The following is a 23,328-nucleotide window of genomic DNA, read 5'->3' as shown; positions in this document are numbered from 1 at the left end:
TCACAGAGGCCGGCTACAGAATACGGCGTGGATACGGGCCAATCGGATTCGGTACCATGCCGGCGAACGGGTCCAAAGCGTGCGAGTCGGTTACCGGGTCCGGTCCGCCGAAGAGCTCGTCCGCGCGGCCTCTCAATGGGGAGGGCTCAAATGGCCTCGGGGCCGCGCTCACCGGTGCGGATGCGGATGCAGTCCTCCAGAGGCAGGATGAAGATCTTCCCGTCGCCGATGCGCCCTTCCGGTCCCGTGCGGGCCGCATCCATGATCGCGTTGACCGTCGGTTCCACAAAGTCCTCGTTGACCGCGATTTGCAACTGCACCTTGCGCAGCATGTTGACGGTCAGCTCGTGCCCGCGGTACACCTCCGTGTGCCCCTTCTGTCGCCCGAAGCCGAGCACGTCCACGATGGTGAGCCGGAACACTTCGACTTTGTTCAGCGCCTCTTTCACGGCGTCGAGCTTGGACGGCTGAATGATGGCGAGGATGAGCTTCATGATTCGGACCCGGCGGACGGAAGTGGACGCGGCGCGGTTCGAGGACCCCGCGGTTTGTGTCCAGAATAGCAAACCGCCCGTTGAACAGCGCGGCGACAACCGTTTGGCACCGCCGACCGATGTCGAAACGGTTGAGGGGAGCGCCGTCCCACTTGGCACGCTCTGTTTCCGTGACAGCGAGTCCGAGAACCGATCCGGTGAGCCAGCCCCGCGCAGCACGGGTACGGCTCGCTCTTACTCCCTGCCGAACTACTTTTGAACCGGACGTTGTTCGCCCTTCACGGGTACGAGTGCGTTTTTGTCGATGTACACCACATGCACGCGCGACTTGGTGAACTTCGTCGGCACGGGCCACGGCAGTTCCACGCTTTCGGTGTAGTAAACGCGGCACTCCCAATGCTGAACCCAGAGCCGCGCCGGAGCGATGCCCGGGTCGAGACGTGTCGGGTCCACCGGGTCCAGGCGGTCCTGGATTTTCTGCTTCACGATCATGATGTCTTCCCGGACGGCCCCGGCCGCAGGCTTCGGGAGCGCGCGGATCACCTCTTGGTCCGTCGGCTCGTCGCCTAGAACCCGTGCCTCGGCGGCAGCCAGCTTCTTCTTCAGCGCTTCCACCTCGCGCCGCAGTCGCTCGTTCTCCTTTTTCAGGTCTTCGACAGTCGCGCTTGCCGACGTGGGCGGCTCCGCCCCAGCCGGGGCCGCCGGCGGTCCGACCTGTCCGACCTGTCCGATCGCTGTCCCCAGAGCGGCCGTCGTCACCAGAGCCAACAGCACCAGCTTTGCCTTGAACAATCCCATCGTGTTCCCCACTTCCTGTGAAAGGGCGACGGCCGCTGCGACCGCCGTAGTCGGAGTGCCCAATGCAAGTTTGGCGGCCGCGGACGCGGTTGCGGTTACCAGAGCCGCGGGGACCGTTCCCAGAGACACGGCCGGGAACATCACCCCGCGGGCGGTGAGTCCCGCGCGGAGCCGTTCCTTGGCCCGCGCGAGTCGGGACTGGAGTGTGCCGACCGGGCAGCCGAGTTCCCGCGCCGCGTCCGACTGTGCTCGGCCTTCAAGGTGGCACAGAACGAACGCGTCGCGGTACACCACCGGGAGCCGTTCCACCTCGCGATCGAGTGCCGCCCGCCAGTCGCACGTGTCTGGGCTCGTGATGGTAACGGCTTCCGGCCGGGCCGCACGCCGCTCTCGGGCGGCGCGCCGGGCGGTTTCGCGACCGAGGCGCGTGCTGGTTCGGCGTGCCACCCGGTACAGCCACCCGGCGAGTGATTCCCGGGACCGAACCTCGCGGGCGCGCCTCACAAGCACGAAAAACGTGGCCTGAAATGCGTCGTCCGCGTCGATGTCGTTGCCGAGTACCCGCCGGCACACGTCACGTACCATCGGGCCGTGTCGCCAGATCAGAGTCTCGAACGCGGCGGCGTCCCGGTTCGCCGTGAAGCGCTGAAGGAGTTCGCCGTCCGCGAGCTGCGCCAGACGATCGTTCGCGACCGTCCGGTTGAGGTGGTGAACGAGGCTGGAAAGCTGGCGAACCACGCTAGACCTCCGTTTCATCGCCGTTCTACACGGATAGAGCCCGCGAAGGGCGATCGCCGTCCCGAAATTCGGAAAACACGACACGACCGGCCATAGTGGTTCGGGCGGAAGGGCTCAGCAAGAAAGGCGTTGCGGCTCTGGTGTCGGAACAGAGGGTTACCAGTTCGTCCCCCAACCGGTGCGGTACGCGGTCGGAGCGTGTGGCACGACCTGGGGCGGATGATACTTGTCACGAGCGGGAGCATCACGGGACGGAGAGAAGTGCGTGAGCGATTGGGAGATACGAGGCGAGGGTTGGGCGCGGGCGTCAGCCGATGCGAGTGGCTACCTGCGCGTCGGCACCACGGTTTCGCCGTGACTGGCGTACTCCGGCCCGACGGCGTAGTTGGCAAACCTGAGCGAATACGCCCCCTCAAACCATTCGCGGATGTGGGGCACCGCGCCCTCGTCGAATGCCGGCCGCACCGCCAGCGATGGCCCGTAAGGCACCACGCGAATTTCCCCGTGCTCGACCACCAAGTCACCGGCCTTGAACACGAACCGGGGTAACTCGAACATCGCTTTGAGGTCGGCCCCCGGCGTGTACACGGTGATGTCCGCGTCCGCACCGGCCCCGAGGTGGCCCTTGTGCGTGAGCCCGAGCATCCGCGCCGGGCCGGCGCGCGTGACAATGGCGATCTCGGAGAGCGTGTACTCGCGCTCCAGGTCGGGAAGGGTACACACGGTACGCAACTTCTCGGGCAGACGCTTCAGCACCTCGCGGCGGTAGTCGCGGCTCATCAGGAGCGCGCAGATCTCGGGGTACGCCAGGAACGAACCGCCGTTGGGGTGGTCGGTGCTCATCGCCACCCGCCACGGGTCTTCCACCAGTAGATACCACTCCAGCCCGATCGCCCACTGGAGCGCGTGAACGAAGCTCTTCTCCTTGTACTCGATGGGCACGATCCCGCACCCGCCCTCGCACTCGGTGTCGCCGTTGAACCACTTCCGGCCGGTCACCTTGTGCAGGAAGTGGCCGAGCGGACCGTCGCCGGTCATGGACGTGGTTTCGCCGAACATCACCTGGCCCACGTCCACGGTGACGTTCGGGTGTGCGTTGACGTACTCGGCGAGTTGCGGCACCTTCGAGCAGAACGTCCCCTGGTCGTCCGGCCCGCCGCCGTAGCTGTGGAACTGGATGTGCGTGAAGTGGCCGCGGTGCCCCTCGACCGCGCGCATGGTGTCGAGGGTGGTGGACCAATTGCCCGGCATCCCGAGCTGGTTGCAGTGGATGTGCGCGGCGTGCGGGAGCTTCAGCTCGTCCGCCGTGCGCGCGACCGCGTTCACGATCGCGCGCGGGGACACGCCGAAACCGGGAACCACGTCATCAAAGTGTGCGAGTCCGGAGCCGCCCTGCTTCCAGATCTCGACGCCGCCGGGGTTCACCACCTTGAGCGCGTAACCGCGGGTGGCGTTGAGCAGCCACCCGCAGAAGGCGCGCGCCCGCTCCGGCTCCCCACGCCCGAGTTGGTCCATCAGGTAGTGGTTGTTGCCGACCAGGACGAAGAAGCCCTTGTCGATCACCGGCGTGTCGTGGAACTCTTCGTGCGTGTGGCGCGCGCCGAGCGGCGGGATCGCCGCGTCGAACACCGTGGTGTACCCCAACCCGGCGTACAGGTAGCCGGTGGTGAACGTGGTGGGTGTGCTCCCCAGCGTGCCCGACCGCAACAGGTCGGTGCGGAGGAACGGCGTGTTGTCGCGGCGGTCTTCCGGTCGTAGCTTCCGAGCGACATTCACCTTCGGGCCGGCGATGTGAGCGTGCATGTCCACGCCGCCGGGCATGACCACGAGGCCCGAAAGGTCGATGGTGCGCGCCGGGTGGACAGTCGGATCGGTCGGCGGTGCGACGACCTTCCCGCCGTCGATCCACAAATCGCGGACCTCGCCGTGAACACCGTTCGCGGGGTCGTACACCGTTCCGCCGGCCAACTTCGTGAGCGCCATGACGGCAGTTTACCACCGGGAGGAAAACAGGAGAGGGGCTGCGGAAAATGCGGCGGGGCGCCACGTGGGCGCCCCGCCGGTTTGTCCGCCGTCTCTCTTCCGCTACTTCTTCAGCACCGCGCAGAAGTCGATTTGGTACTGGGACAGTTCCGGCCGCTTGCTGATATCGGTCACGAGCTTCTGAGCTTCGGGCGCGGTGCGCACCTCGAAGCACACCATAATCTTCTTCGTGCCGGACCAGCGGACCTCGACGCCCTCGGCGCGGTCCTGGCACAGTTGCCGGATCAGGGTTTCGATCGGGTCCGGACCGGTCTCACCCATTTGTGCTCGCGCCACGATGGGCTTCGTGTTCGCCGCACCCGACTTCCAGGCCGGCACGGTGGTCGGTGCCGCGGCCAGCGGTTGCGCGGGACGGCCTCCTGCGGGGGTCCAAGTGCCCGGGGCGGGGTGAGTCGGTTCCGGCGCAGCCTGCCACAGGTGCTCATCGCGGCGCGGCTCAGGCTTCGGCTCGGGCCGCTTCGGTTCTTCCGGTTTCACTTCCGTCGTGAGCGAGATCGGGAGCGGGCTCGGCACCGCTACCACCGGTTTCGCCGGTTCGACCGAAGGGAAGGGGGGCGCGGCTTCCGCGGCCGAGGGCATGTTCGGTGATGGCGCGGCCAGCGGCTGAACGGTCGGCGGGACGAACGCGACCGGTTCGGATTTCGGCGGTGCCGGGGGAACGATCGGGTCCGGCTCGCGAACGACCGGCGGCACGACCGGTGCCGGGGCCGGGACCGGCATCATTGCCACCGGAGTGGTCGCCGGCGGCGTCAGCGCTGTTGTCGGCGGCGGCGTGAGTTTCGGCACGTTCACCGGCGGCGGGGGCGTGACGAATTTCGACTCCGCGTTCGCAGACGGCTTTGGCGGTTCCGGTCGTTCGACCGGCAGCGGGCGCGGCTGCGGTTGTGGCTGCACCTGTGCGGGCAGTTGTTGCTGAACCGGTGCGGCGGGCTCAGACGCCGAAGCCACCGTTGTGGCGGGTTTAGCGGTGGCGTAGGCGGGCGGGTCGATGCCCGGCGGGTTGCGGAGCGGGTTCATCACCGGCACCGGGAACGCGCCGGGCGTGGCTCCGGTGATCGAGTACCAACTCGCGGACGCCTTCGGGTACTGACCAGTGGGCGCGAACTGGTTGGCGCCGGGAGTTACCGTTCCCCACCCGTACCAGCGGTACGCGGGCGGGCCGGCGTACACCGGTGCGCCGTCGGCGGCCGTACCGCGGAACGGGGTGTTCGCGGTCGGTTGCTCGGGCGGTTGGGGCGCCGACGCCGGCTGCGCGCGTCCCGCGCCTTTGAGCTTGTCCAGCCCCTTTGGCGGCGTGAACGGGTCTTCCCGGTGTTCGGCCGAGGCTGCCGCCGGGGACAGCGGGCGCACGTTGTTGCTCCGAGACGCGCTGCCCGCGGCCGGGAGCACACCCGAATCAACTCCGCTGAGCCACGCCGGGCCGCGGGTGTCGGCCGGCGCTTTTCCGGGCCGCGCGACCGGCGTGGTCGGGAAGGATGACGGTGGGAACTCTTCGGACGCGCCCCGCGCCACGGTTCCCGCCGCGGTTTCGTTCGGGCCGAGCGGTTCGGGCGGCCGGAACGACGCGCCCCGGGCACGTGGCGGTTGCGCGCTGGCCACTGCCACGGACAACCCCAGCACCGCGATTACACCCACGATCGTCCGCATGGCCTCGTCCTTGAGAGTGCAGTGCCGCATTCCGTTGCCTGCGCCGCGAGTCACTTAGCGCCGGGTGGTGCCCACACCCGCTAACCCCGGGCGCATCCCGCCGCGGTTGTTCGGCGACGGGAAGTAGCCCCCAGTGCTGTTGAAAGCGGTCGGGTGGCCGGCGGGCGGGAGCACGCTCCCGGGGGCCGCTTCACGGGGCTGGAGCGGGTCCGGGGCGTTCACCATTTGCGGGAAGAACAGCGCGCGCTGGGCGCCGCTGCTAGTGAACGGGGCGCCCAAACTCTGGCCCGTGCCACCCACGGTGCCCGGGCGGACGCCGTAGTAGTAGTTCACCGCCGGACTACCCCCGCGGAGCAGGTTCAGGTACGGGCTCAGCGGCTGGTTCGCCGGATTGTACACGTTCGGCATCGCCCCCGGCGGCTGGTAGTAAGGTGACACGGGGTACTGTGCGGACGCGGTTGCGCACGTCACGAGCCCACCCGCTGCGATTAGCACGAAGCGCATCATGTGTGTCCCTCCTACGACTCGGTTACACGGTCGCCTGTATTCCCGGCGAACCCTGTGCCATCCCGCCGTTTTCGCTCCCCAGCCGTTTCATCGCCCGGTTCGGTTCCGCAGCCTTACTAATTGTTGTTGTTGAACCCGTTTCCGCGTCCGGCGATGTTGTTGATGGTGTTCGACCCGAGCAGGGTGATACCGAACACGCGCTCGACCGGTGCGAACAGCCGGGCCATCGTGCGGTCGATGGTCACCAGGCGCTGAGCCTTGACGTAGATCCGGTCGCCGGGGAGCACCTGATAGTTCGTGTGACTGATACCGTGCTGGGTGATGCCGACCCAGTCCACCGGCAGGAGCTGCCACGGCTGGCCGGGGTGCGGGGTGCGTCGCGCGATCCAGATGTTCCGCTTGCTCGCGACATCCGGCAGTCCGTTAATATTGGCGAGGGCGTCCAGCACGGTTTCGTTGCCGGCGATCGGGAACGGGAACACCTGCTCGCCGAAGCCGCCGCCGTCGGTGATCACGTAGTAACGCTTGCTGTTGTACGCGATCACGTCAACAATCACGATGATGTTGTTGGGTTTTGCCGTCAGCTTTTTCAATTCAACTTGCTGTACTAGATGCGCCCGGATCGACTCGGCTGCCTGATCGAGCGTAAGTCCTGCAACCGGCACGGTTCCCCAGAACCCCAGACCGACCGTGCCGTCTGGCCGAACCAGGAACTGCCCGGAAATGGGTTGCACAGAAAGCCGCTCGGTGGCCTCGACCGTGATCGGCTTCTTTTTGGTATCTGGATCCTCGTAAAGGATGTCACCCTTTTCGTTCGTCTTTGGAATCTCGATTCGCTGCACCACCTCGATGAGCAACTGGTCTGGTGCCTCAATCACATACGGTGGCAGGACGATCTTGTCCAACTCGCGGGGCACAGTACCCGTCGGGGGTACTTGGATTGATGCGTTAGAGTTGTGCGGCATCGGCGGGGTGCCGAAGTAGTCGCGGGGCGACCCGTGCATGCACCCGACCGTCGAAAGAAGCAGCCCGGCGACGACGAACACACTTTTCCCGCGCCGAACGCTCATGGTCACTCCTCCCGCACCCTGAACCGGATAACGGCTCCCACCGGCATCACTGGTGTTATCGGCGCCACCAGAACCGTTCCTGAACGAAACCGTCCGGATCGTGAAGATCGATTCAAGTCGGGTCGCCGGCGCAAGGTGCGAGGGTTGGGTTCGATACCTGTGGTGAATCGCAATTCTTCAACGCCATGAACCGCGCTCAGGTTGTGAGTGAATTTGTGCGCCGGCGTGATGCGATTTCTCGCGGAGTAGTGAATTCGAGATATTCGGTCCCCTTCAAACGATCCCGTACTACGGTACACCGCGAAAAACGGCGAGGCGTGACCGCAGACACGCCGCGCCGTAGCGAGGGGAAAACCTGACATGGCCGGGCGATCCGACCCGACCCCGCTGCCCGCGGGTACCGACGCGACCCTTCTTCACCGGTACCGAACGGGTGACGAGACCGCCGCGACCGACATCTACGTGCGGTACGCGCAGCGGCTGCGCGCCCTCGCGGGCCAGTACTGCACCCCCAACTACGCCGGCCGGTTCGACGCCGACGACGTGATCCAGTCCGTGTTTCGTGCCTTCTTCCACGGCGCCCGGCACCGCGACTACGACGTTCCCCCGGAGGGGGAGTTGTGGGGCCTGCTGATGGTGCTGGCGCTCAACAAAATTCGTGCCCTCGTCGGGCGCCACCAGGCCGACAAGCGCGCCGTCCGGCACACCGCCTCCGTGAGCGACCTGGACTCGCACGCCGCGCTGGCCGCCGACGACTCCGCCGCCGCGTTCTTGCGCCTCGTCATGGACGAGCAGGTCGAGGCGCTGCCGGAGTCGAACCGCACCATCATCCGGCTGCGCACCGAGGGCTACGAGGTGGGTGAGATCGCCCAGGTCACGGGCCGGTCGCGCCGCACCGTCGAGCGCGTGCTGCAAGACTTTCGTGCCCGTCTGTCACGCAGCGAGTAGACCACCGGGAGCCGTCCCCACGTGAAATTCTCCGTCGCCACGCACTCGCTTTCGGCCGAACTCGCGCACCGGGTCGAGGCGTTCGAGCTGGCTCTCGAAACCGACCCGCGCGCGGACTTCGCGCGGCAGTTGCCCGCGGTCGATCACCCGCTGTACCTCGCCGTGCTGGGCGAGTTGGTGCGCGTCGACCTGGAACTCGCCTGGGCGCGAGGGCGGCCCAAACGGGTGGCCGAGTACACGGCACGGTTCCCCGCGGTGCTCACCAACCCCGCGCTACTCGCGGCCGTGGCGTTCGAGGAGTTCCGGCAGCGGGTCCGGGCCGGCGAGGCCCCGCGCCCGGAGGAGTACGCCAACAAGTACGGCGTGCCCACGAGCGGGTGGGCCGATGTCGGTGTCGAGGTTCAGACCCCGCGACCGGGCTCAATGAGCGCGGTCGACGCGCCGACCGACCGGATCGTGGCGCCGCAGCCGCGGGACGAGTTCCGCACCGCCGAGGTGCCGCAACTCCAACGGACGCAGGATCGGCTCGGCGCGCCGCCCCTGCCGAACGCCCGCGCGCAAGCCCTGGCCGAGGCCGACGCGCTGTCCGACTGGCAGGACTCGGTGTCCTCGCTCCCGGACGTGGGCACCGATTTCGTTGGCTTCTACCTCGCGAAGGAGCTCGGGCGCGGGGCGTTCGGGCGGGTGTACCTGGCGCGCCAGGGGGACCTCGCCGGGCGCCCGGTCGCGCTCAAGGTGGCGCGCGGCCTGGGGGCCGAGTCGAACACGCTGGCGCAGTTGCAGCACCCGAACATCGTTCCGATCTACTCGTACCACAGCGCCGGCCCGTTTCAGGCGGTGTGTATGCCGTTCCTGGGAGGCACCACGCTCGCGGGCGTGGTTCAGAGCTTGAGCCGGCGCGCGAGCGTGCCCAGCTCGGGGAAGGAGATTCGCAGCACGCTCGTCGGCGGGCGGTTCGATTCGTCCACACGGACCGGATCAGTGGGGGGATCGGTCGTTTACCCCCACGAGGTGCCGGCGGCGGCCTCGAGCGCGCCACCCGAAGCCGCCGCGCTGGGGGCCGCAGAGGGGTGGGCTCGGCTCGATCAGTTCCCCTACGTTGAGGCGGTTCTGGCGATCGGCGGGCAACTCGCGGACGGGCTGGCGCACGCGCACCGGCGCGGCATCTTGCACCGCGACCTCAAGCCCGCGAACGTGCTCCTGGCCGACGACGGGCGCCCGATGCTGCTCGACTTCAACCTCGCCGAAGACACGAAGTTGCGCGGCTCGGCCGAGCGCGCGATGATGGGCGGCACCCTTCCGTACATGGCGCCCGAGCACCTGGAAGCGTTCCGCACCGGCGAGGGGACGCTCGACCCGCGGTGCGACGTGTACGGGCTCGGGGTGATTCTGTTCGAACTGCTCACCGGCCGGCACCCGTTCCCGCTCCGCCGCGGCTACCCGCGGGTCACCGTCCCACAGATGATTGCCGACCGCGCCGCCGCGCCGTCGGTTCGAGCGCTGAACCCCGCGGTGTCACCGGGCGCCGAAGCGATCGTCCGGAGGTGCCTCGCGCCGAACCCGTCGGACCGGTACCAGCGGGCGGATGACCTGCGCGAGGACATCGACCGGCACCTCGCGAACCGCCCGCTGAAGTTCGCCCCCGAGCCGTCGGTGCGGGAGCGGGCACGCAAGTGGGCGCGTCGGCACCCCCGCCTCACTTCGTCTGCCAGCGTCGCCGCCGTTGCCGGCGTGGTGCTGACGCTCGTGGTGGGCGCGGCGGTCTACTCGCGCGAACGCACCCGGGACGTGGAAGCCCGCGGGCGGTTCGCCGACCACCAAGCCGCGTTCCGCGACGCGCAGTCGTTCCTCGACGACCAGACGCGGTCCGAAGGGCGGCTCGACGAGCGGCTCGCGAAGCTCCGCGGGGTGCTGGACACGTATGGCGTGTCGGACGATCCGTTCGTTTCTGACGAGTGGCGACACATGGCGGCCTTCCGGCGCCTGTCCGAGGCCGACCGCGATCAGGTGTGCGGGAACATTGGCGAAGTGTTTTTCCTGATGGCCCAGGTTGCGCTGCTCCAGGCGTCCGGCGGCGATGGGGCGGAACGGGCCGCTCAGGTGATACGGGCGAACAACTGGCACGCGCTGGCCGCGAGCTACGGCGCCCACCGCCTCCCCCGCGCGATCGGCGAGCAGCGGGTTGCGCTGCTGGAACTGAAGGGGGACCGGGCGGGCGCCGAACGGAGCCGGGCCGAGGTCGAATCGACCCCACTGGACCTGGCCCGTGACCTGTACCTCGCCGGTAGCCAACTGACTCGCAACGGCCGCCACGTGGAGTCGCTCAAGCTCCTCCAGAAGGCGACCCAGGCCGACCCCGAGAATTTCTCCGCCTGGTTCCTCCGCGGGACCGCGCACCTCGCACTTGAGCAGAACGACCTGGCCGCGATGTGCTTCGGGGCGTGCGTGGCCCTGCGCCCCGACTTCGCCCCGGCGTGGATGAACCGTGGGTTGGCGTTCTTCCGGATGCGGCACTTCGACAGCAGCCGCGACGACTACGACCGCGCCTTGAAGCTGGACCCGAAACTGGCGGAGGCGTACATGCAGCGCGGCCAGTTGCGTGAGGCGGCCGGCGACAGCACGGGTGCGATCGGAGATTACACCCAGGCGCTCGAGACCGGCACCGCCCCGGCGCGGGCCTATTTCAAGCGCGCGACCGCGAAGTTCCGGGCGGGCGATCGGGACGGCGCGAAGGCCGACCGCGAGGCCGGGTTCCGGGTCACGCCGACCGACGAGTTGAGCTGGGTCGCGCGGGCCGAAAACCGCTGGACGGAAGACCCCACGGCTGCCCTCGCCGACGCCGACGAGGCACTGAAGGTGAACGGTCGGTCGGTCTTCGCCCTTCAGATGAAGGCCGCAATCCTGTCGGAGGGTCTAAAGCGCCCGGACGAGGCGCTGAAGGTGCTCGACCGCGCGGTGGAACTGCACCCCGACTACGTTCCGGCGCGGGCCGGGCGTGGGGTGCTGCTGGCCCGCGCGGGGAAGCGCGAGGAGGCGCTCCGCGACGCCCGGGACGCGCTGCGGCGCGACACCCACGCTCCGAACCTGTATCAGGTGGGGTGCATCTACGCGCTCACTGCCAAAACACACCCCGACGACAAGCGCGAGGCCCGCAAACTTCTCTGGGAGGGGCTGAAAACCGGGTTCGCGCTCGACCTCGTGGACACGGACACGGACCTCGATTCGTTACGCGACGATCAAGACTTTAAGGCTCTGGTCGCAGACGCGAAGGCGCTCAACGCGCCGCGGTCCGAGAAACGGTGAATTCCGTGGCGGGTGACCGCCCCTGGGCGTCTTTCTCCGGTACACCGCGGTTGTTTTGGCGGTGTACCGCTCCCTCGTCCGCCGCCCGTAGCGAGCACGCGATGACCCCGGTACCGAAGATCGGCTTTTCGTTCGAATACCTTGAAGACCGCGCCCTGCCGTCTACGTTTGGCGTTCCCTGGGCCGACCCCGAGCACCTGACGCTCAGCTTCGTCAACGACGGCACCCGGACCTCACTTGGGGCCAGTTCGCTGGCGCAACTTCTCGGTTCGAGCAGCACGAGTGCGGAGTGGAAGCGCGAGATCCTTCGCGCCTTCCAGACCTGGGCGGTGAACGCGAACATCAACATCGGGCTCGTGTCCGACGGCGGCCAGGCGCTCGGCGCGGTCGGCGCGGTGCAGGGCGACACGCGGTTCGGGGACATCCGGATCGCCGCCGCCGGGCTGTCCCCGGACGTGCTCGCGAGCGCGGCCCCGTTCAGCTTCACCGGCTCCACCCTCAGCGGGGACGTGGTGCTGAACGCGAACGCGCCGATCGGCTCGCTGTACGACCTCTACTCGGTGCTGCTGCACGAAGCGGGGCACGTGTTCGGGCTCGACCACGAGCATGAGGGACACGCCTCGGCGATCCACACCGGGTACGAGTACCAGACCGGGCTCAGCGCCGAAGACATTGAGCACCTACACGAGCTGTACGGCACCCGGACCCCGGACACGTTCGAGGGGGCCGGCGGGAACAACACCGCCGCCCGCGCGAGCACGATCCCGCGCAACTCGGTCACCCAGTTGCTCGCCACCGCCGACCTGAGCAGTCCGTCGGACGTGGACTACTACACGTTCACCGCGCCGGCGCTGACTTCGTGGCTCAGCAACGTGACGGTGCGGCTCAAGGCCGCCGGCCTAAGCCTGCTGACCGCGAAGGTCACGGTGTACGACGCCGCCGGGCGCGTGGTCGCGAGCGGGGCCAGCACCGACCCGCTGAGCAACGACATCACGCTGACCTTCAACCCCGGCCTGCTGGGCGGGAACTACACGATCAAGGTGGAGGGCGCGAGCGGCAACGTGTTCGATGTCGGCGGGTACAAACTCGCGGTGGACTTCCTGTCGATCGGCGGGCTGCTCTCGCCGATCACTACGACGCTCACGGGCGTGCTCGACGGGCACACGGACGACGCGCTCGCGAGCGCCCGGGCGCTGCAAACCAACACGGGGGCGGACGCCCGGTTCGATGCCGTCTACCGCGGCGTGATCGAGGACCGGTTCGATGTGGACACCTACAAGGTGCGTGCGCGGGGGTTCGCTCCGGGCGCCGCGGTCACGCTGAACGTGATGGTCTGGGCGCTGGACGCGAACGGCGTCGATCCGCGTGTGCGGGTGTTCGATGCCGCCGGGAACGCGGTGGCCTTCCAGGTGCTGTCGAACGACCGGGGACTGTTCAGCGTGCAGGTGCTGAACGCGGTCGCGGGCCAGGACTACTACATTCAGGTTTCCGCGCGGGAAGGGGCGGCGAAGACGACCGGCAGCTACTTCATCGCTGCCGACTTCAACCAGCTCTCGCCGCTGGTGTTCGACGCGGTCGCGGGCGGCACCACCGCCCCCGGCGCCGCGACCGCGGGCGAAACGCTTCAGCTCAGCAAGGCCGGAGTGTTCCAGTTCGCGCTCGGCGCCCAGACCGGTGCCGTTGGCGATACGGTCACGATGACCGTTTACGACGAGGACGGTAACGTGGTGTTCATGCTGACCGCGCGGGTCGGGCAGCCGCCGGTGACCGCGACGAAGTACCTCACGGCCGGGAAGTACACCGTTCGGTATTCGGGCGCCGCGACAAACAAAGGGGCGGTCGGTTACGGGCTGTTCCTGGCGCAACTGAGCGAGGGCGTCGGGCCGTACGCGACGAGCACCGCGTCCCCGACGACGAGCACGGCTCCGAGCAGCACGACGACCTCGAGCAGTTCGAGCCCGGCTGCGAGTTCGTCCCCGTCGTACAGCTACGCCGGCCCCTCGTCCGGTCAGCCGGCGGGGTACTACTACACGTACTGACGGAGGCGATGATACCCGCGCCCGGCTCGTGCGGCTCGAACCAGGGTGCCACGGACCCGGTTCGTCAGGTCGCAGACGTGTCGCGGTGGGGAGCGACGGGCCACGGGGCGAATGCTCCGTGGCCCGCTGTATTTGTAGGCGCGGGCGCTCAATTGCGCGACCGCGCGTGCCGCCGGGCGAACCGGTCCGGATGGGGTCGCTCCGCTGGCAACGGCGACACCCGCAGCGGTTTCCCTTGGAGGGCCTCACGTTCCGGCGTAAACTGAACGAACTGGCCCCACCCCTCTCACGGACACCACGATGCGCTTCCTTTGCGCCGCCGCGCTGTCGCTGTCGGTCGGATTGTGGTTCGCGTTCGCTCAGGACCAAGCACGGGTCGAGAAGCTCGCGACACAAAAGAAACGGTTCGAGGAGGAAAACAAGGAGCTGTCCGAGCGGCTTCAGAAGGTCAAGACGCCGGACGACGCCCGGGCGATCCAGGCCGAGGTGCGCGAGCTGGCCCTGCTCACCGCGGGCAAGGTGCTCGCGATCGCCGAGGACGACCCGAAGGACGCGGTCGGGTTCGAGGCCGCGGCGTTCGTCCTCCAGATCGCCGGCAACGCCGGGGCCGGCGGGGACGACGTGACGAAAGCGGTCGCGCTGCTCGCCGAGTACCACGCCGCGAACCCGAAGATGAAGGACCTGCTCGTTTCCGCGATGCGGGTCGGCCCCTCCGGCGACAAGCTCCTGAAGGCCGTAGCCGCCGGCGGCGGTGACAAGGAGACAAAAGCCGTCGCCATCTTCCTCCGCGGGTACAGCCTGGCGCGGGCGGTGGAGGACGAGGAGGACGACAAGAAGCTGGCGGACGGGGCCAAGCAGGCGATCGAGTTGTTCGAGGCCGCAACCAAGGAGGCACCGGAGGCCAAGGTGGGCAGCGGCGGCACCGTGTCGAAGTTCGCGGCGCAGGAGATCAAGGGGCTGAACGCGCTCCTGGCGCTGGGGGTCGGCAAAGCCGCCCCGGAGGTGGAGTCCCTGACCCTCGACGGCAAGAAGGTGAAGCTGTCGGGCTCCGCGGGCAAGGTGGTGCTGCTCGACGTGTGGGCCACGTGGTGCCCGCCGTGCCGGGCGATGATTCCGCACGAGCGGCAGATGGTGAAGCGCCTGGAGGGCAAGCCGTTCGAGCTCATCAGCGTGAGCGTCGACGAGAAGAAGGAAACGCTCGAGAAGTTCCTGGAGAAGGAGCCGATGCCCTGGACGCACTGGTGGGACAACGGGCAGGACACCCCGATCCTCAAAACGTACCGCGTCCGCGGGTTCCCGACGCTGTACCTGATCGACCACACCGGCGTGGTGCGGCACAAGTGGTCCGGCGCGCCCGACGACAAGGAACTCGACCGGGCGGTCGATGATCTGGTGAAGGCCGCCGTGAAGGCGAAAGGTTGAGCCCACAGCGGCCGGCGGCCCACACCGCCGGCCGCACTGCTTCATAGAATGATCGTTATGGACACGGGTGAGCCGCTTCAGTTCGATACCCTTCCCGTGCCCGCCCCTCCCGATGCTCCGCTGGCGGTGGAACTCATCCCGGCCCCGAACCCGTGGGCCGTCGCGCGGAGTCTAGCACACCTTCCGCACCTTCTCTTTCTGGATAGCGCCGAAGAACACCCCGAACGGGGGCGGTATTCGTATGTCGCGGCGGACCCGCGCATCACATTCACTCAGCCACCGCGGAGCAACGCAACAGACGGAGACGAGGGGAAGGGCCGTGGGCCGTTCGACCCACTGGAACAGGTCAAACGGCGCCTCCGCGAGTGCCCCCTTACGACGGTGCCAGAACTGCCCCCGTTCCAGGGCGGGTGGGCCGGGTGCTTTGGCTACGGGTACGGCCGCTCCCTGGAGCACCTTCCCCCAACGCGGTACGACGAGTTTCGCACCCCCGACATTGTGGTCGGGCTTTATGATTGGGTGTTCAGTTACGATCACACGTCGGGTCGGGCGTGGCTGGTTTCGTCCGGGTTCCCGTTTGTACCGGGTGACCGCTCCCCGCGCGCGGAACGGGCCGTAAGGCGCCTGCAAGAAGCGTTGTCGGTGATTCGCGTCCGTCGCCCCGCGAGCCCGGTTCACTCGCCCGGATCGGCCGCGCGAATCGATCCCGCCCCGCAGTACCCGCTTCCGGGGTTCTCGGGGGTGACGAGCAACTTCGACCGCGCCGGATACGAAGCCGCGGTGCGCCGGGCGGTCGAGTACATCCGCGCCGGTGACTGCTTCCAGGTGAACCTGTCGCAGCGCCTGCTTGCCCCGCTTCGCGAACACCCCTTGGAGCTGTACGACCGGCTGCGCCGCCTCAACCCCGCCCCGTTCGGCGGGTACTTCGATCTGGGCGATTACCAGATTCTCAGCGCGTCGCCGGAACGATTCTTGCGGGTGCATCCCGGAGGCGAGATCGAGACGCGGCCGATTAAGGGGACCCGTCGGCGGGGGACGACCCCCGAAGAGGACGCGGTCCTGGTGCGCGATCTCGTGACCAGCCCGAAAGACCGGGCCGAGAACGTGATGATCGTGGACCTGCTCCGCAACGACATCGGGAAGGTGGCGGTGTTCGGTTCGGTGCGGGTGCCGCGGGTGTGCGAACTCGAGACGTTCCGGTTCGTCCACCACCTCGTTTCCGAGGTACGCGGGCGGTTGAAGCCTAGCACCGGGCCGTTGGATCTCCTCACAGCCTCGTTCCCTGGGGGGAGTGTGACTGGCGCACCAAAAGTGCGGGCAATGGAGATCATCGCGGAACTGGAGCCGACCGCCCGCGGGCCGTACTGCGGGGCTCTCGGCTGGGTGGGGTTCGACGGAGCGATGGACACGAATATCCTGATCCGCACGTTCACCGCGGGCGGCGGGTGGGTGCAGTTCCCGGTCGGCGGCGGGATCGTCGCCGACAGCGACCCCGCCCGCGAGTACGAAGAGACCCTCCACAAAGCCGCCGGTTTGCTGCGCAGCTTGTGACCTTTGAGCCCCCCGTTCCCGCTCGACGGCCGCACCACGGCTGTCGGCGTTCGACTCGGGGCGCGGACCCGGAACACCGGCCCTGACTCATGATCCTCGAAGCGCTCGTCACCACGACCGACGCCGACGGCGGGCTGCACCTCGCGCCAATGGGGCCTTGGGTGGCGGACGACTTTTCGCGTTTCACGCTTCGCCCGTTTCCGACATCCAGTACGTACCAGAATTTGCTGCGCCACCCCGAGGGCGTGTTGCACGTCACCGACGACGTTTTGCTGCTCGCGCGGGCGGCGGTCGGGCAGGTGCGCGAGGCGCCGCCCGCCCGCCCCGCCGGGCGGGTGGGAGGGTTCGTACTCGAGGACTGCTGCCGGTACTTCGAGTTCGTGGTCCGGTCGGTGGACGCGAGCGGCCCGCGGGTGAGCCTCGAAGCCGAGGTGGTGCTGTCCGGGCGGGTGCGCGACTTTTTCGGGTTCAACCGGGCGAAGCACGCGGTCGTGGAGGCCGCCATCCTCGCGACCCGGCTCCACCTGATACCGCTGCCCGAGGTGGCCGTGGAGTTCGCCAAGTTGCGCGTGATCGTGGGCAAGACCGGCGGACCCGCGGAGCACCGGGCGATGGACCTGCTTGAAACGAAACTGCGCGAAGCAGAGGTGGGCCGATGATTCGCGTAGTCGCGCCGAGCCGGCTGCACGCCGGGCTGTTCCGGGTGCCCGGCCCGGTCGCGCCGGTGGCGGGGGAACGCGCGTTCGGCGGCGCCGGGCTGATGGTGGAACTGCCGGGCGTCGTGGTGACGGCGCGGCCCGCGGCGGGGTGGCAGTTCGAGGGGCCGCTCGCGAGCCGCGCCCAAGTGTTCGCGATGCGGTTCCTGATGTCGGTGCCCGAAGACCGCCGCCGCCCGCAACAGGTGCTGGTCGAGCGCGCCCCGGCGGAGCACACCGGGCTCGGTACGGGGACTCAGTTGGGGCTCGCGGTCGCGAAGGTGCTGGCGGTAGCGCACGGGGAAGGGGGGCTACCGTCGCCCGATCTCGCCGCCCGGGTGGGGCGCGGCGAGCGCTCCGCCATCGGCGTTCACGGGTTCGATCACGGCGGGCTGCTGGTGGACGCCGGCAAGTTGCCCGGTGAGCCCGTGTCTCCGCTGCTGGCGCGGGTCGATTTGCCGGACGAATGGCGGGTCGTGGTGTTCACCCCTCCCGTCGCGGGCGGCTGGCACGGGGCGCGGGAGCGGCACGCGTTCTCCGTCGCGGCCGGCGGCGCTCCGGACGCGCTGCGGCGTCTCGTGGACGAAGCGCTCCTGCCGGCGGCGCGAGCGGGCGATTCGGACACGTTCGGTGACGCGCTGTACGAGTTCAACCGGCGGGCCGGGGAGCCGTTCGCGGAGGCCCAGGGCGGTGTGTACGCCTCGCCCGAGGTCGAGACCCTGATCGCCGATCTCCGGTCGCGCGGGGTCCGTGGGGTGAGCCAGAGTTCGTGGGGGCCGACCGTGTTCGCGCTCGCGCCGGACGCCGACACCGCCCTTTCGCTGGTCCTCCGGTTCCGCGGCCGGGTGCCGTGCTTCGTGACGCGCCTCTCCAGCGGGCACCGCGTCGAACGCGAGTAGCGCGAACCGCTCCGCGGGGCTGGTGTCTGGTCGGTGACCCTTGAACGGGAGGGATCATGCGATCGGACATGGGCAAGGTGCTGGTCGAGCGCCCGCGGATCGGGCGCTCGCGTGCGGAGCGGTGGCCCGGTAAGGGTTACAAGAAGCGCGTGGGAAAATGTCTGGACGCCGGTGAATCGCCGCCGGTGCGTGAAGGTATCAAACGCAGCTACGGCGGGCAGCTCAAACACTTCAACGAGCACCTCGGCCCGCTCCGCCGGTTCATCAGCGCGAACGTCGGTCGGCCGTGGGACAAGGTCTACTCGGAAATCTGTCGGCACGTTGACCGCGGGAACGTTGTCCAGAAGCACATCCTCACGCACTTGTTCCAGTATGTCGTTACGAACACGGTTCTGATCGACGGGGAGCCGTGCCGCGGCGAGGCGTACGCGCGTCGGTACGGGGAGCCGCTCCGCACGAGCGACCGCCGGGATCAGTGGTACGTGTGTCCGAAGTCGGGGTTGCTGCGCGCGAGCCGCTATGTGCGGCGACCGTCCCCGCGGGGCGAACCGGACCACACCCTCAAACTGAACAACCGCCAACTGTGCGTTTGCCGCGCCGGCAAGTGGGAGCTAATCACTGTAGTGATGACGGGGCGGTGCACCCCACAGGAGCCGCCGCTTTACGACGCCGTGATTCAACAGCACCTTCAGAAGCACGTCGGGAGTGCCGAGGTGGTCTGCTTTTATCGGAACAACCGGTACGCGGTGAGCCAGAGGCCGTTGTCGCGGCGCGAACTGCTCGCTCTGCCGATCCCGATCGACTGCCTGAGGTGAGGTCGCACCGTCGCCAGCCGTTTGGCTTCAATGCCAGCAATCATTTCTAGTGAAAAGTCTCATCAAATTGTAATTGTTTTCCGTAGTTGCCGTCGGCTAAAAACAATCCAATCAGATACGTGTGGATTTAATTATTTATAATTGTATATAAATTAAATATTTCGGTAACAAATTGCTCACGCCAGAACAACCCAGTCCTTATAGGTTGCATGACCAATAGCAACTTCCGCTTCCCTGGACCGGAATTCGTTGGCCGAGGGCGGCCGCAAAACACGGAGCGGGTACCGATCAAGTTGAACCAAGCGGCGACCGCGAAATCGTTCGCTGGTGCCACCCTTCGCCCGCTTCGTTCTTGTGTATCGCGCGAAAGGCCAGTATTAACAAAAAAACATTCCCGGGGCGGTTCGTTGGCGCGTGTGCGACGCTTCTTAGAGTAGAGGGAGGAATTCTATGTCGGATCGCGCGTCAGACTTTGCCCCGGAGCAATACCGCGGCTTCTTAATACTGCTCGCGCGTTCGGCGTGGGACGCCGCGCTGCGCGATTGGGGGGACCCCTCCGACATCGTTCACCAAACCTTGCTCGAGGCCCACCAGAAGCGGGACACGTTTCAGGGCGAGACGGCGGCCGAGTTCGCGGCATGGTTGCGGACGATCCTGTCGAACAACCTGTACGACGTCGGGCGTGCGGTCCACCGTGCCAAGCGGGACGTGCGTCGGAAGCAGTCGCTCGACGCCGCGCTTGCGGAGTCGTCCGCCCGGCTCGGGTGCAACTTGTCCCTCGACGACCCGTCCCCGAGCAAGCTGGCCGCGACCGCGGAGCAGTTGAACCGATTGGCGGACGCCCTCGAGCGGTTGCCCGTCGACCAGCGGGAGGCGATCACCTGTCACCACCTCCGCGGAATGTCTGTGGAGGCCACCGCCGTCCAGATGAACCGGACGCGGCCCGCGGTGGCGGGGTTGCTGCGCCGCGGGCTGAAGCAACTCGGCTCACTACTCGGGGAGCGGAGCGCGCGATGAACAGTGAGCCGGGTGAGGCTGACGAGCGAGAGGAGCGGCTCGACGCGGCCGTCGCCGAATACCTGGAGGCGGCCGAGCGCGGGCAGGAGCCCGACCGGGCGGAGTTCCTGGCTCGCTACCCGGACCTGGCCGACGAACTGTCCGCGTTCTTCGACGACCGCGAGCAGTTCCGCCAACTGGTCGACCCGTTCGTCGGCGGGGCCGACGCGGACGGGTCCCCGTGTCCCCGCTGCCGTGGGTCGCTCGAGACGGCCGCCGGCGGGACCACATGCGGCTCCTGCGGCTGGCGTGTCGGGAGCGCGCCCGCTGCGGACCCGTTCCCCGTCCCCTACCGGCTCGGGCGGATCGAGCTGTTTCGGGTCATCGGGCGCGGCGGGTTCGCAACGGTGTACCTGGGGTGGGACGCACGGCTGCGGCGCCGGGTTGCCGTGAAAGTGTTTCGGACGACCCCACTGACCACCGACGAGGACCGCAAACGGTTCTGCCAGGACCCCGTGATCGCGGCCCAGTTGAGCCACCCCGGGATCGTGAAGGTCTACGGGGCCGATGTCGCCGGCGGCGTGCCATACCTGGTCAGTGAGTTCGTGCCCGGCCAGACCCTTGCCGCGCTGATCCGCACGGACCGACCGGCCCCGAGTCGCGCGGCCGAACTGGTTGCCGCGGTCGCCGGTGCGCTACAACACGCACATGATAAGGGCGTTGTCCACCGGGACGTCAAGCCGGCGAACGTCATCTTGGCAGAAGACGGCGCACCGCTGCTGACGGACTTCGGGCTGGCGCGCTGGGACGCCTCCGACGCCACGACGAACGCGACCCTGACGGGAGACGAGAAGATCCTCGGCACCTTGGCGTACATGAGTCCGGAACAGGCCCGCGGGCAGTCGCACTGGGCCGACTGCCGAAGTGACGTGTACAGCCTTGGTGTTGTCCTGTACGAGCTGCTCACGGGTGAGCGGCCGTTTTCGGGGAGCGTTCGCGGGGTGCTGCGCCAGATCGAGTTCGACGAACCCCGCGCCCCGCGGTATCTGGACGACAGCATCCCGGTCGATCTGGAGACGATCTGCCTGAAATGCCTCAGCAAAGAACCGGACCGGCGCTACGCCACAGCGGCGGAGTTGGCTGCGGATCTGCAAGCATTTCTGGCGGAAAAGCCCATCCGCGCGCTCCCGATCGGCCGGATCGAGCGGTTGATTCTGTGGCAGCGCCGCAACCGAGGGCTGGCCCTGGCGGCCGCAACCGCCGCCGCGCTGCTGCTGAGCACAACGGCGGTCGCGGTGGGGTGGGCAATCCACTCAAACCAACAGTCCGACGCAATTAAAACAGCGCTTCATGAGCAGAAACGCCTGCGTGCGGAACGTGAGCTCGACCGCGGCCTACACGAGGCGGACCGCGGAGAAGTCGACGCCGGGCTGCTCTGGATGGCGCGCGCTTTGGAGACGGTTCCCGTTGGCGAAAAGGGTCTTGAGTGGACCGTTCGTGCCAACCTCCGCGCCTGGGACCTCTGGGACCGCCAATCGTTCGCTCTCGCGCACGTCCGGTCCGTACCGCCGGGGAAGCTCCTCGGTATTAGTCCCGACGGGGCCGCCGGTTGGGTCTGCGAACCGAAGTCGCCTGTCGTCCGCCGGTGGGACCTCGACGCCGGGCGCGAGTGCTCGCCCACGCTAACGCACCCGGCGCCTGTTTCCGCGCTGGCACTGTCGCCCGACGCCACGTGCGTTGCCACCGTTTGTTCGGAGCTGAAGGTTGGTGGGGTTGTTCGCCTATGGGAGGTGGCGACCGGTCGGACCGTGCAGACGCTGACCCCCGGGGGAACCGTCAGCTCAGTCACATTTACCCGCGATGGGCGCAGGCTGATTACCGCCGTGCTGAAGCCGGGCGGGGCTACGCACTTCCGGATCTGGGAAGTCGCGACCGGCGCCCCCGTCGAACCCGCGTTTCAGCACTCCGATTGGGCTCACGCGATTGCCGCGTCGCCAGACGGTCGAGCGCTCTACACGCTCACCCGACAGGGAAAAACAGTACACCGCGTGCCGATCGGGGGCGGAACCGCCGAAGTGGTGCTCTCCTCTCCTGTCGCGCTCGCGGCCCTCGCCGTCGGTGCCGAGGGGCGGTACCTGCTGACGGGGGGAATCGACCGCGTCGCGCGCCTACATGACCTCAACTCGAACCGGTCGGTCATCATCGGGCGTCACAGCGCTCCGATTTCGGTCGTGGCCTTGGCGCCCGACGGGCGGCGGTTCACGACTGCCGGTTCGGGTGATGCGGCGCGCACCTGGGACGGCGGCCGGTTCTCCGCGCCGCTCGAGCGCCACCCCGCGTCGGTCCGCGCAATCGCAATCGGTCCCGACGGACAGGTCGCGACTGGGTGTGACGACCGGGAGGTGCGAGTGTGGAAGTTGCGGGACGGGCAATTGGGGCTCCTCGGCACTCTCCTCAAGCACGACAGCCCGCTCGCCGCTGTTACGTACAGTCCCGATGGCGCCCGGCTGGCGACCAGCGTCCACCAGCACAACGAGGCCGCCCTTTGGGACACGACCACGCTGGCGCGGAGCGCGGCCCTTCGACACCCGCACCAAGTGTCACACATCGCTTTCAGCCCGGACGGGGCGCGGGTGGCAACAATTGGCTTTGACCACACCGTACGAATCTTCGCGGCCAAAACGGGAGAACTGCTCGCGGGCCCGTTCGGCACCGGCGAGGTCGCGTTCGCAGTGGCCTTCGACCCATCGGGGCAAACGCTGTTGACCGGTAGTGCGGACGGGGCGGTGCGGCGGTGGGACGCGAACACGGGCGAACCGCGCGGCGAGCCGCTCTGGCACGCACCAGGCGCGATTTTCGCGGTCGCGGCCAGTCCCGACGGCCGGCTCGTCTTGAGCGGCGGCGAGGACGGCACGGCACGGCTGTGGACGACCGACGGGCGACCCCACGCCCGGCCGGTGCGACACGCCGGCCCCGTGCGCGCGGTCGCCTTCGGCCCGACTGGCCGGTGGGCCGTCACGACCGGCGACGACGGAACGGTCCGCTGCTGGAGCGTGGACACGGGCCAAGCAATCGGGCCGGTGCTAAGCCACGACGGACCCGTGTTCTGTGCGGCCGTCGCCCCGCGCGACCCGTGGCTCTTGACCGGCGGCTTCGACCGGACGGTGCGGGTGTGGCCCGCGCCGTCTGCCGCCGCCGACGCATCGGACCGCCTCACGCTCTGGGCGCAAGTTCGTACCGGAACGGAACTCGACGAAACCGGAGCCGTGCAGGTTCTTACCCCGGACGTCTGGCGCGAGCGCCGCAACCGGCTCCAAGAATAGGGCGGCGTTGCGCCTAATCGCCCGCTTGTTCCACTAACCC

The 23,328-nt window shown here is 68.1% G+C and carries 16 protein-coding genes; 10 read left to right on the top strand and 6 right to left on the bottom strand.

Annotated features, from left to right (window positions below; all coding sequences use genetic code 11):
* Positions 1–146 precede the first annotated feature (146 nt).
* The 6 genes from R5W23_RS22085 to R5W23_RS22060 all read right to left on the bottom strand — a co-directional run bounded on the left by R5W23_RS22085 (position 147) and on the right by R5W23_RS22060 (position 7,297).
* On the bottom strand, positions 147–494 hold the full coding sequence (locus R5W23_RS22085) for a P-II family nitrogen regulator (protein WP_010050902.1): 348 nt from the start codon (positions 492–494) through the stop codon (positions 147–149).
* A gap of 249 nt (positions 495–743) precedes the next feature.
* A complete protein-coding gene (locus R5W23_RS22080) occupies positions 744–2,030 on the bottom strand; it encodes a sigma-70 family RNA polymerase sigma factor (protein ID WP_320688154.1) in 1,287 nt (428 codons plus the stop codon).
* Between the two features lie 324 nt (positions 2,031–2,354).
* On the bottom strand, positions 2,355–4,013 hold the full coding sequence (locus tag R5W23_RS22075; protein WP_320688153.1) for a formylmethanofuran dehydrogenase subunit A: 1,659 nt from the start codon (positions 4,011–4,013) through the stop codon (positions 2,355–2,357).
* Between the two features lie 102 nt (positions 4,014–4,115).
* Entirely contained in the window at positions 4,116–5,750 is a 1,635-nt protein-coding gene (locus R5W23_RS22070; RefSeq protein ID WP_320688152.1) for a hypothetical protein, read from the bottom strand.
* Positions 5,751–5,774: 24 nt separating this feature from the next.
* Positions 5,775–6,227: a hypothetical protein gene (locus tag R5W23_RS22065; RefSeq protein ID WP_320688151.1), complete on the bottom strand. Its 453-nt coding sequence runs from the start codon at positions 6,225–6,227 to the stop codon at positions 5,775–5,777.
* A 116-nt stretch (positions 6,228–6,343) separates the two neighbouring features.
* Positions 6,344–7,297, bottom strand: a complete 954-nt coding sequence (locus R5W23_RS22060; protein WP_320688150.1) for a polysaccharide biosynthesis/export family protein — start codon at positions 7,295–7,297, stop codon at positions 6,344–6,346.
* A 360-nt stretch (positions 7,298–7,657) separates the two neighbouring features.
* Between R5W23_RS22060 and R5W23_RS22055 the strand changes: the two genes are divergently transcribed.
* The 10 genes from R5W23_RS22055 (at position 7,658) to R5W23_RS22010 (ending at position 23,288) form a co-directional block, all read left to right on the top strand.
* Positions 7,658–8,245 carry an RNA polymerase sigma factor gene (locus R5W23_RS22055; protein ID WP_320688149.1) on the top strand — a complete coding sequence of 196 codons (588 nt, stop codon included), beginning with the start codon at positions 7,658–7,660 and terminating at the stop codon, positions 8,243–8,245.
* A 21-nt stretch (positions 8,246–8,266) separates the two neighbouring features.
* Entirely contained in the window at positions 8,267–11,548 is a 3,282-nt protein-coding gene (locus tag R5W23_RS22050) for a protein kinase domain-containing protein (RefSeq protein WP_320688148.1), read from the top strand.
* Between the two features lie 101 nt (positions 11,549–11,649).
* Positions 11,650–13,587 (top strand): matrixin family metalloprotease, encoded by a 1,938-nt coding sequence (locus tag R5W23_RS22045; protein WP_320688147.1) that lies wholly within the window; start codon positions 11,650–11,652, stop codon positions 13,585–13,587.
* 300 nt (positions 13,588–13,887) lie between these two features.
* On the top strand, positions 13,888–15,009 hold the full coding sequence (locus R5W23_RS22040; protein ID WP_320688146.1) for a TlpA family protein disulfide reductase: 1,122 nt from the start codon (positions 13,888–13,890) through the stop codon (positions 15,007–15,009).
* A gap of 57 nt (positions 15,010–15,066) precedes the next feature.
* Positions 15,067–16,560 (top strand): aminodeoxychorismate synthase component I, encoded by a 1,494-nt coding sequence (gene pabB, locus R5W23_RS22035; protein WP_320688145.1) that lies wholly within the window; start codon positions 15,067–15,069, stop codon positions 16,558–16,560.
* 89 nt (positions 16,561–16,649) lie between these two features.
* The gene (locus R5W23_RS22030) at positions 16,650–17,219 is read left to right on the top strand and encodes a DUF447 domain-containing protein (protein ID WP_320688144.1); all 570 of its coding nucleotides are present in this window, start codon (positions 16,650–16,652) and stop codon (positions 17,217–17,219) included.
* Positions 17,216–18,154 carry a hypothetical protein gene (locus tag R5W23_RS22025; RefSeq protein ID WP_320688143.1) on the top strand — a complete coding sequence of 313 codons (939 nt, stop codon included), beginning with the start codon at positions 17,216–17,218 and terminating at the stop codon, positions 18,152–18,154. The genes R5W23_RS22030 and R5W23_RS22025 overlap by 4 nt, the downstream gene beginning before the upstream one ends.
* 56 nt (positions 18,155–18,210) lie before the next feature.
* Entirely contained in the window at positions 18,211–18,969 is a 759-nt protein-coding gene (locus R5W23_RS22020; protein ID WP_320688142.1) for a hypothetical protein, read from the top strand.
* A gap of 450 nt (positions 18,970–19,419) precedes the next feature.
* The gene (locus R5W23_RS22015; RefSeq protein ID WP_320688141.1) at positions 19,420–19,986 is read left to right on the top strand and encodes a sigma-70 family RNA polymerase sigma factor; all 567 of its coding nucleotides are present in this window, start codon (positions 19,420–19,422) and stop codon (positions 19,984–19,986) included.
* The gene (locus tag R5W23_RS22010; RefSeq protein ID WP_320688140.1) at positions 19,983–23,288 is read left to right on the top strand and encodes a serine/threonine-protein kinase; all 3,306 of its coding nucleotides are present in this window, start codon (positions 19,983–19,985) and stop codon (positions 23,286–23,288) included. The genes R5W23_RS22015 and R5W23_RS22010 overlap by 4 nt, the downstream gene beginning before the upstream one ends.
* Positions 23,289–23,328 lie beyond the last annotated feature (40 nt).

It is taken from the genome of Gemmata algarum, from assembly GCF_034097035.1.
Taxonomy (GTDB): domain Bacteria; phylum Planctomycetota; class Planctomycetia; order Gemmatales; family Gemmataceae; genus Gemmata; species Gemmata algarum.
Note: the sequence above shows the minus strand (reverse complement) of the source record. Positions and strands in the feature narration are given on the sequence as shown.

Excerpts from the sequence above, each read along its gene's own strand:
- R5W23_RS22085 (WP_010050902.1), bottom strand. The coding sequence starts at position 494 with ATGAAGCTCATCCTCGCCATCATTCAGCCGTCCAAGCTCGACGCCGTG.
- R5W23_RS22075 (WP_320688153.1), bottom strand. The coding sequence starts at position 4,013 with ATGGCGCTCACGAAGTTGGCCGGCGGAACGGTGTACGACCCCGCGAAC.
- R5W23_RS22070 (WP_320688152.1), bottom strand. The coding sequence starts at position 5,750 with ATGCGGCACTGCACTCTCAAGGACGAGGCCATGCGGACGATCGTGGGT.
- R5W23_RS22065 (WP_320688151.1), bottom strand. The coding sequence starts at position 6,227 with ATGATGCGCTTCGTGCTAATCGCAGCGGGTGGGCTCGTGACGTGCGCA.
- R5W23_RS22060 (WP_320688150.1), bottom strand. The coding sequence starts at position 7,297 with ATGAGCGTTCGGCGCGGGAAAAGTGTGTTCGTCGTCGCCGGGCTGCTT.
- R5W23_RS22055 (WP_320688149.1), top strand. The coding sequence starts at position 7,658 with ATGGCCGGGCGATCCGACCCGACCCCGCTGCCCGCGGGTACCGACGCG.
- R5W23_RS22045 (WP_320688147.1), top strand. The coding sequence starts at position 11,650 with ATGACCCCGGTACCGAAGATCGGCTTTTCGTTCGAATACCTTGAAGAC.
- R5W23_RS22040 (WP_320688146.1), top strand. The coding sequence starts at position 13,888 with ATGCGCTTCCTTTGCGCCGCCGCGCTGTCGCTGTCGGTCGGATTGTGG.
- pabB (WP_320688145.1), top strand. The coding sequence starts at position 15,067 with ATGGACACGGGTGAGCCGCTTCAGTTCGATACCCTTCCCGTGCCCGCC.
- R5W23_RS22030 (WP_320688144.1), top strand. The coding sequence starts at position 16,650 with ATGATCCTCGAAGCGCTCGTCACCACGACCGACGCCGACGGCGGGCTG.
- R5W23_RS22025 (WP_320688143.1), top strand. The coding sequence starts at position 17,216 with ATGATTCGCGTAGTCGCGCCGAGCCGGCTGCACGCCGGGCTGTTCCGG.
- R5W23_RS22020 (WP_320688142.1), top strand. The coding sequence starts at position 18,211 with ATGCGATCGGACATGGGCAAGGTGCTGGTCGAGCGCCCGCGGATCGGG.
- R5W23_RS22015 (WP_320688141.1), top strand. The coding sequence starts at position 19,420 with ATGTCGGATCGCGCGTCAGACTTTGCCCCGGAGCAATACCGCGGCTTC.
- R5W23_RS22010 (WP_320688140.1), top strand. The coding sequence starts at position 19,983 with ATGAACAGTGAGCCGGGTGAGGCTGACGAGCGAGAGGAGCGGCTCGAC.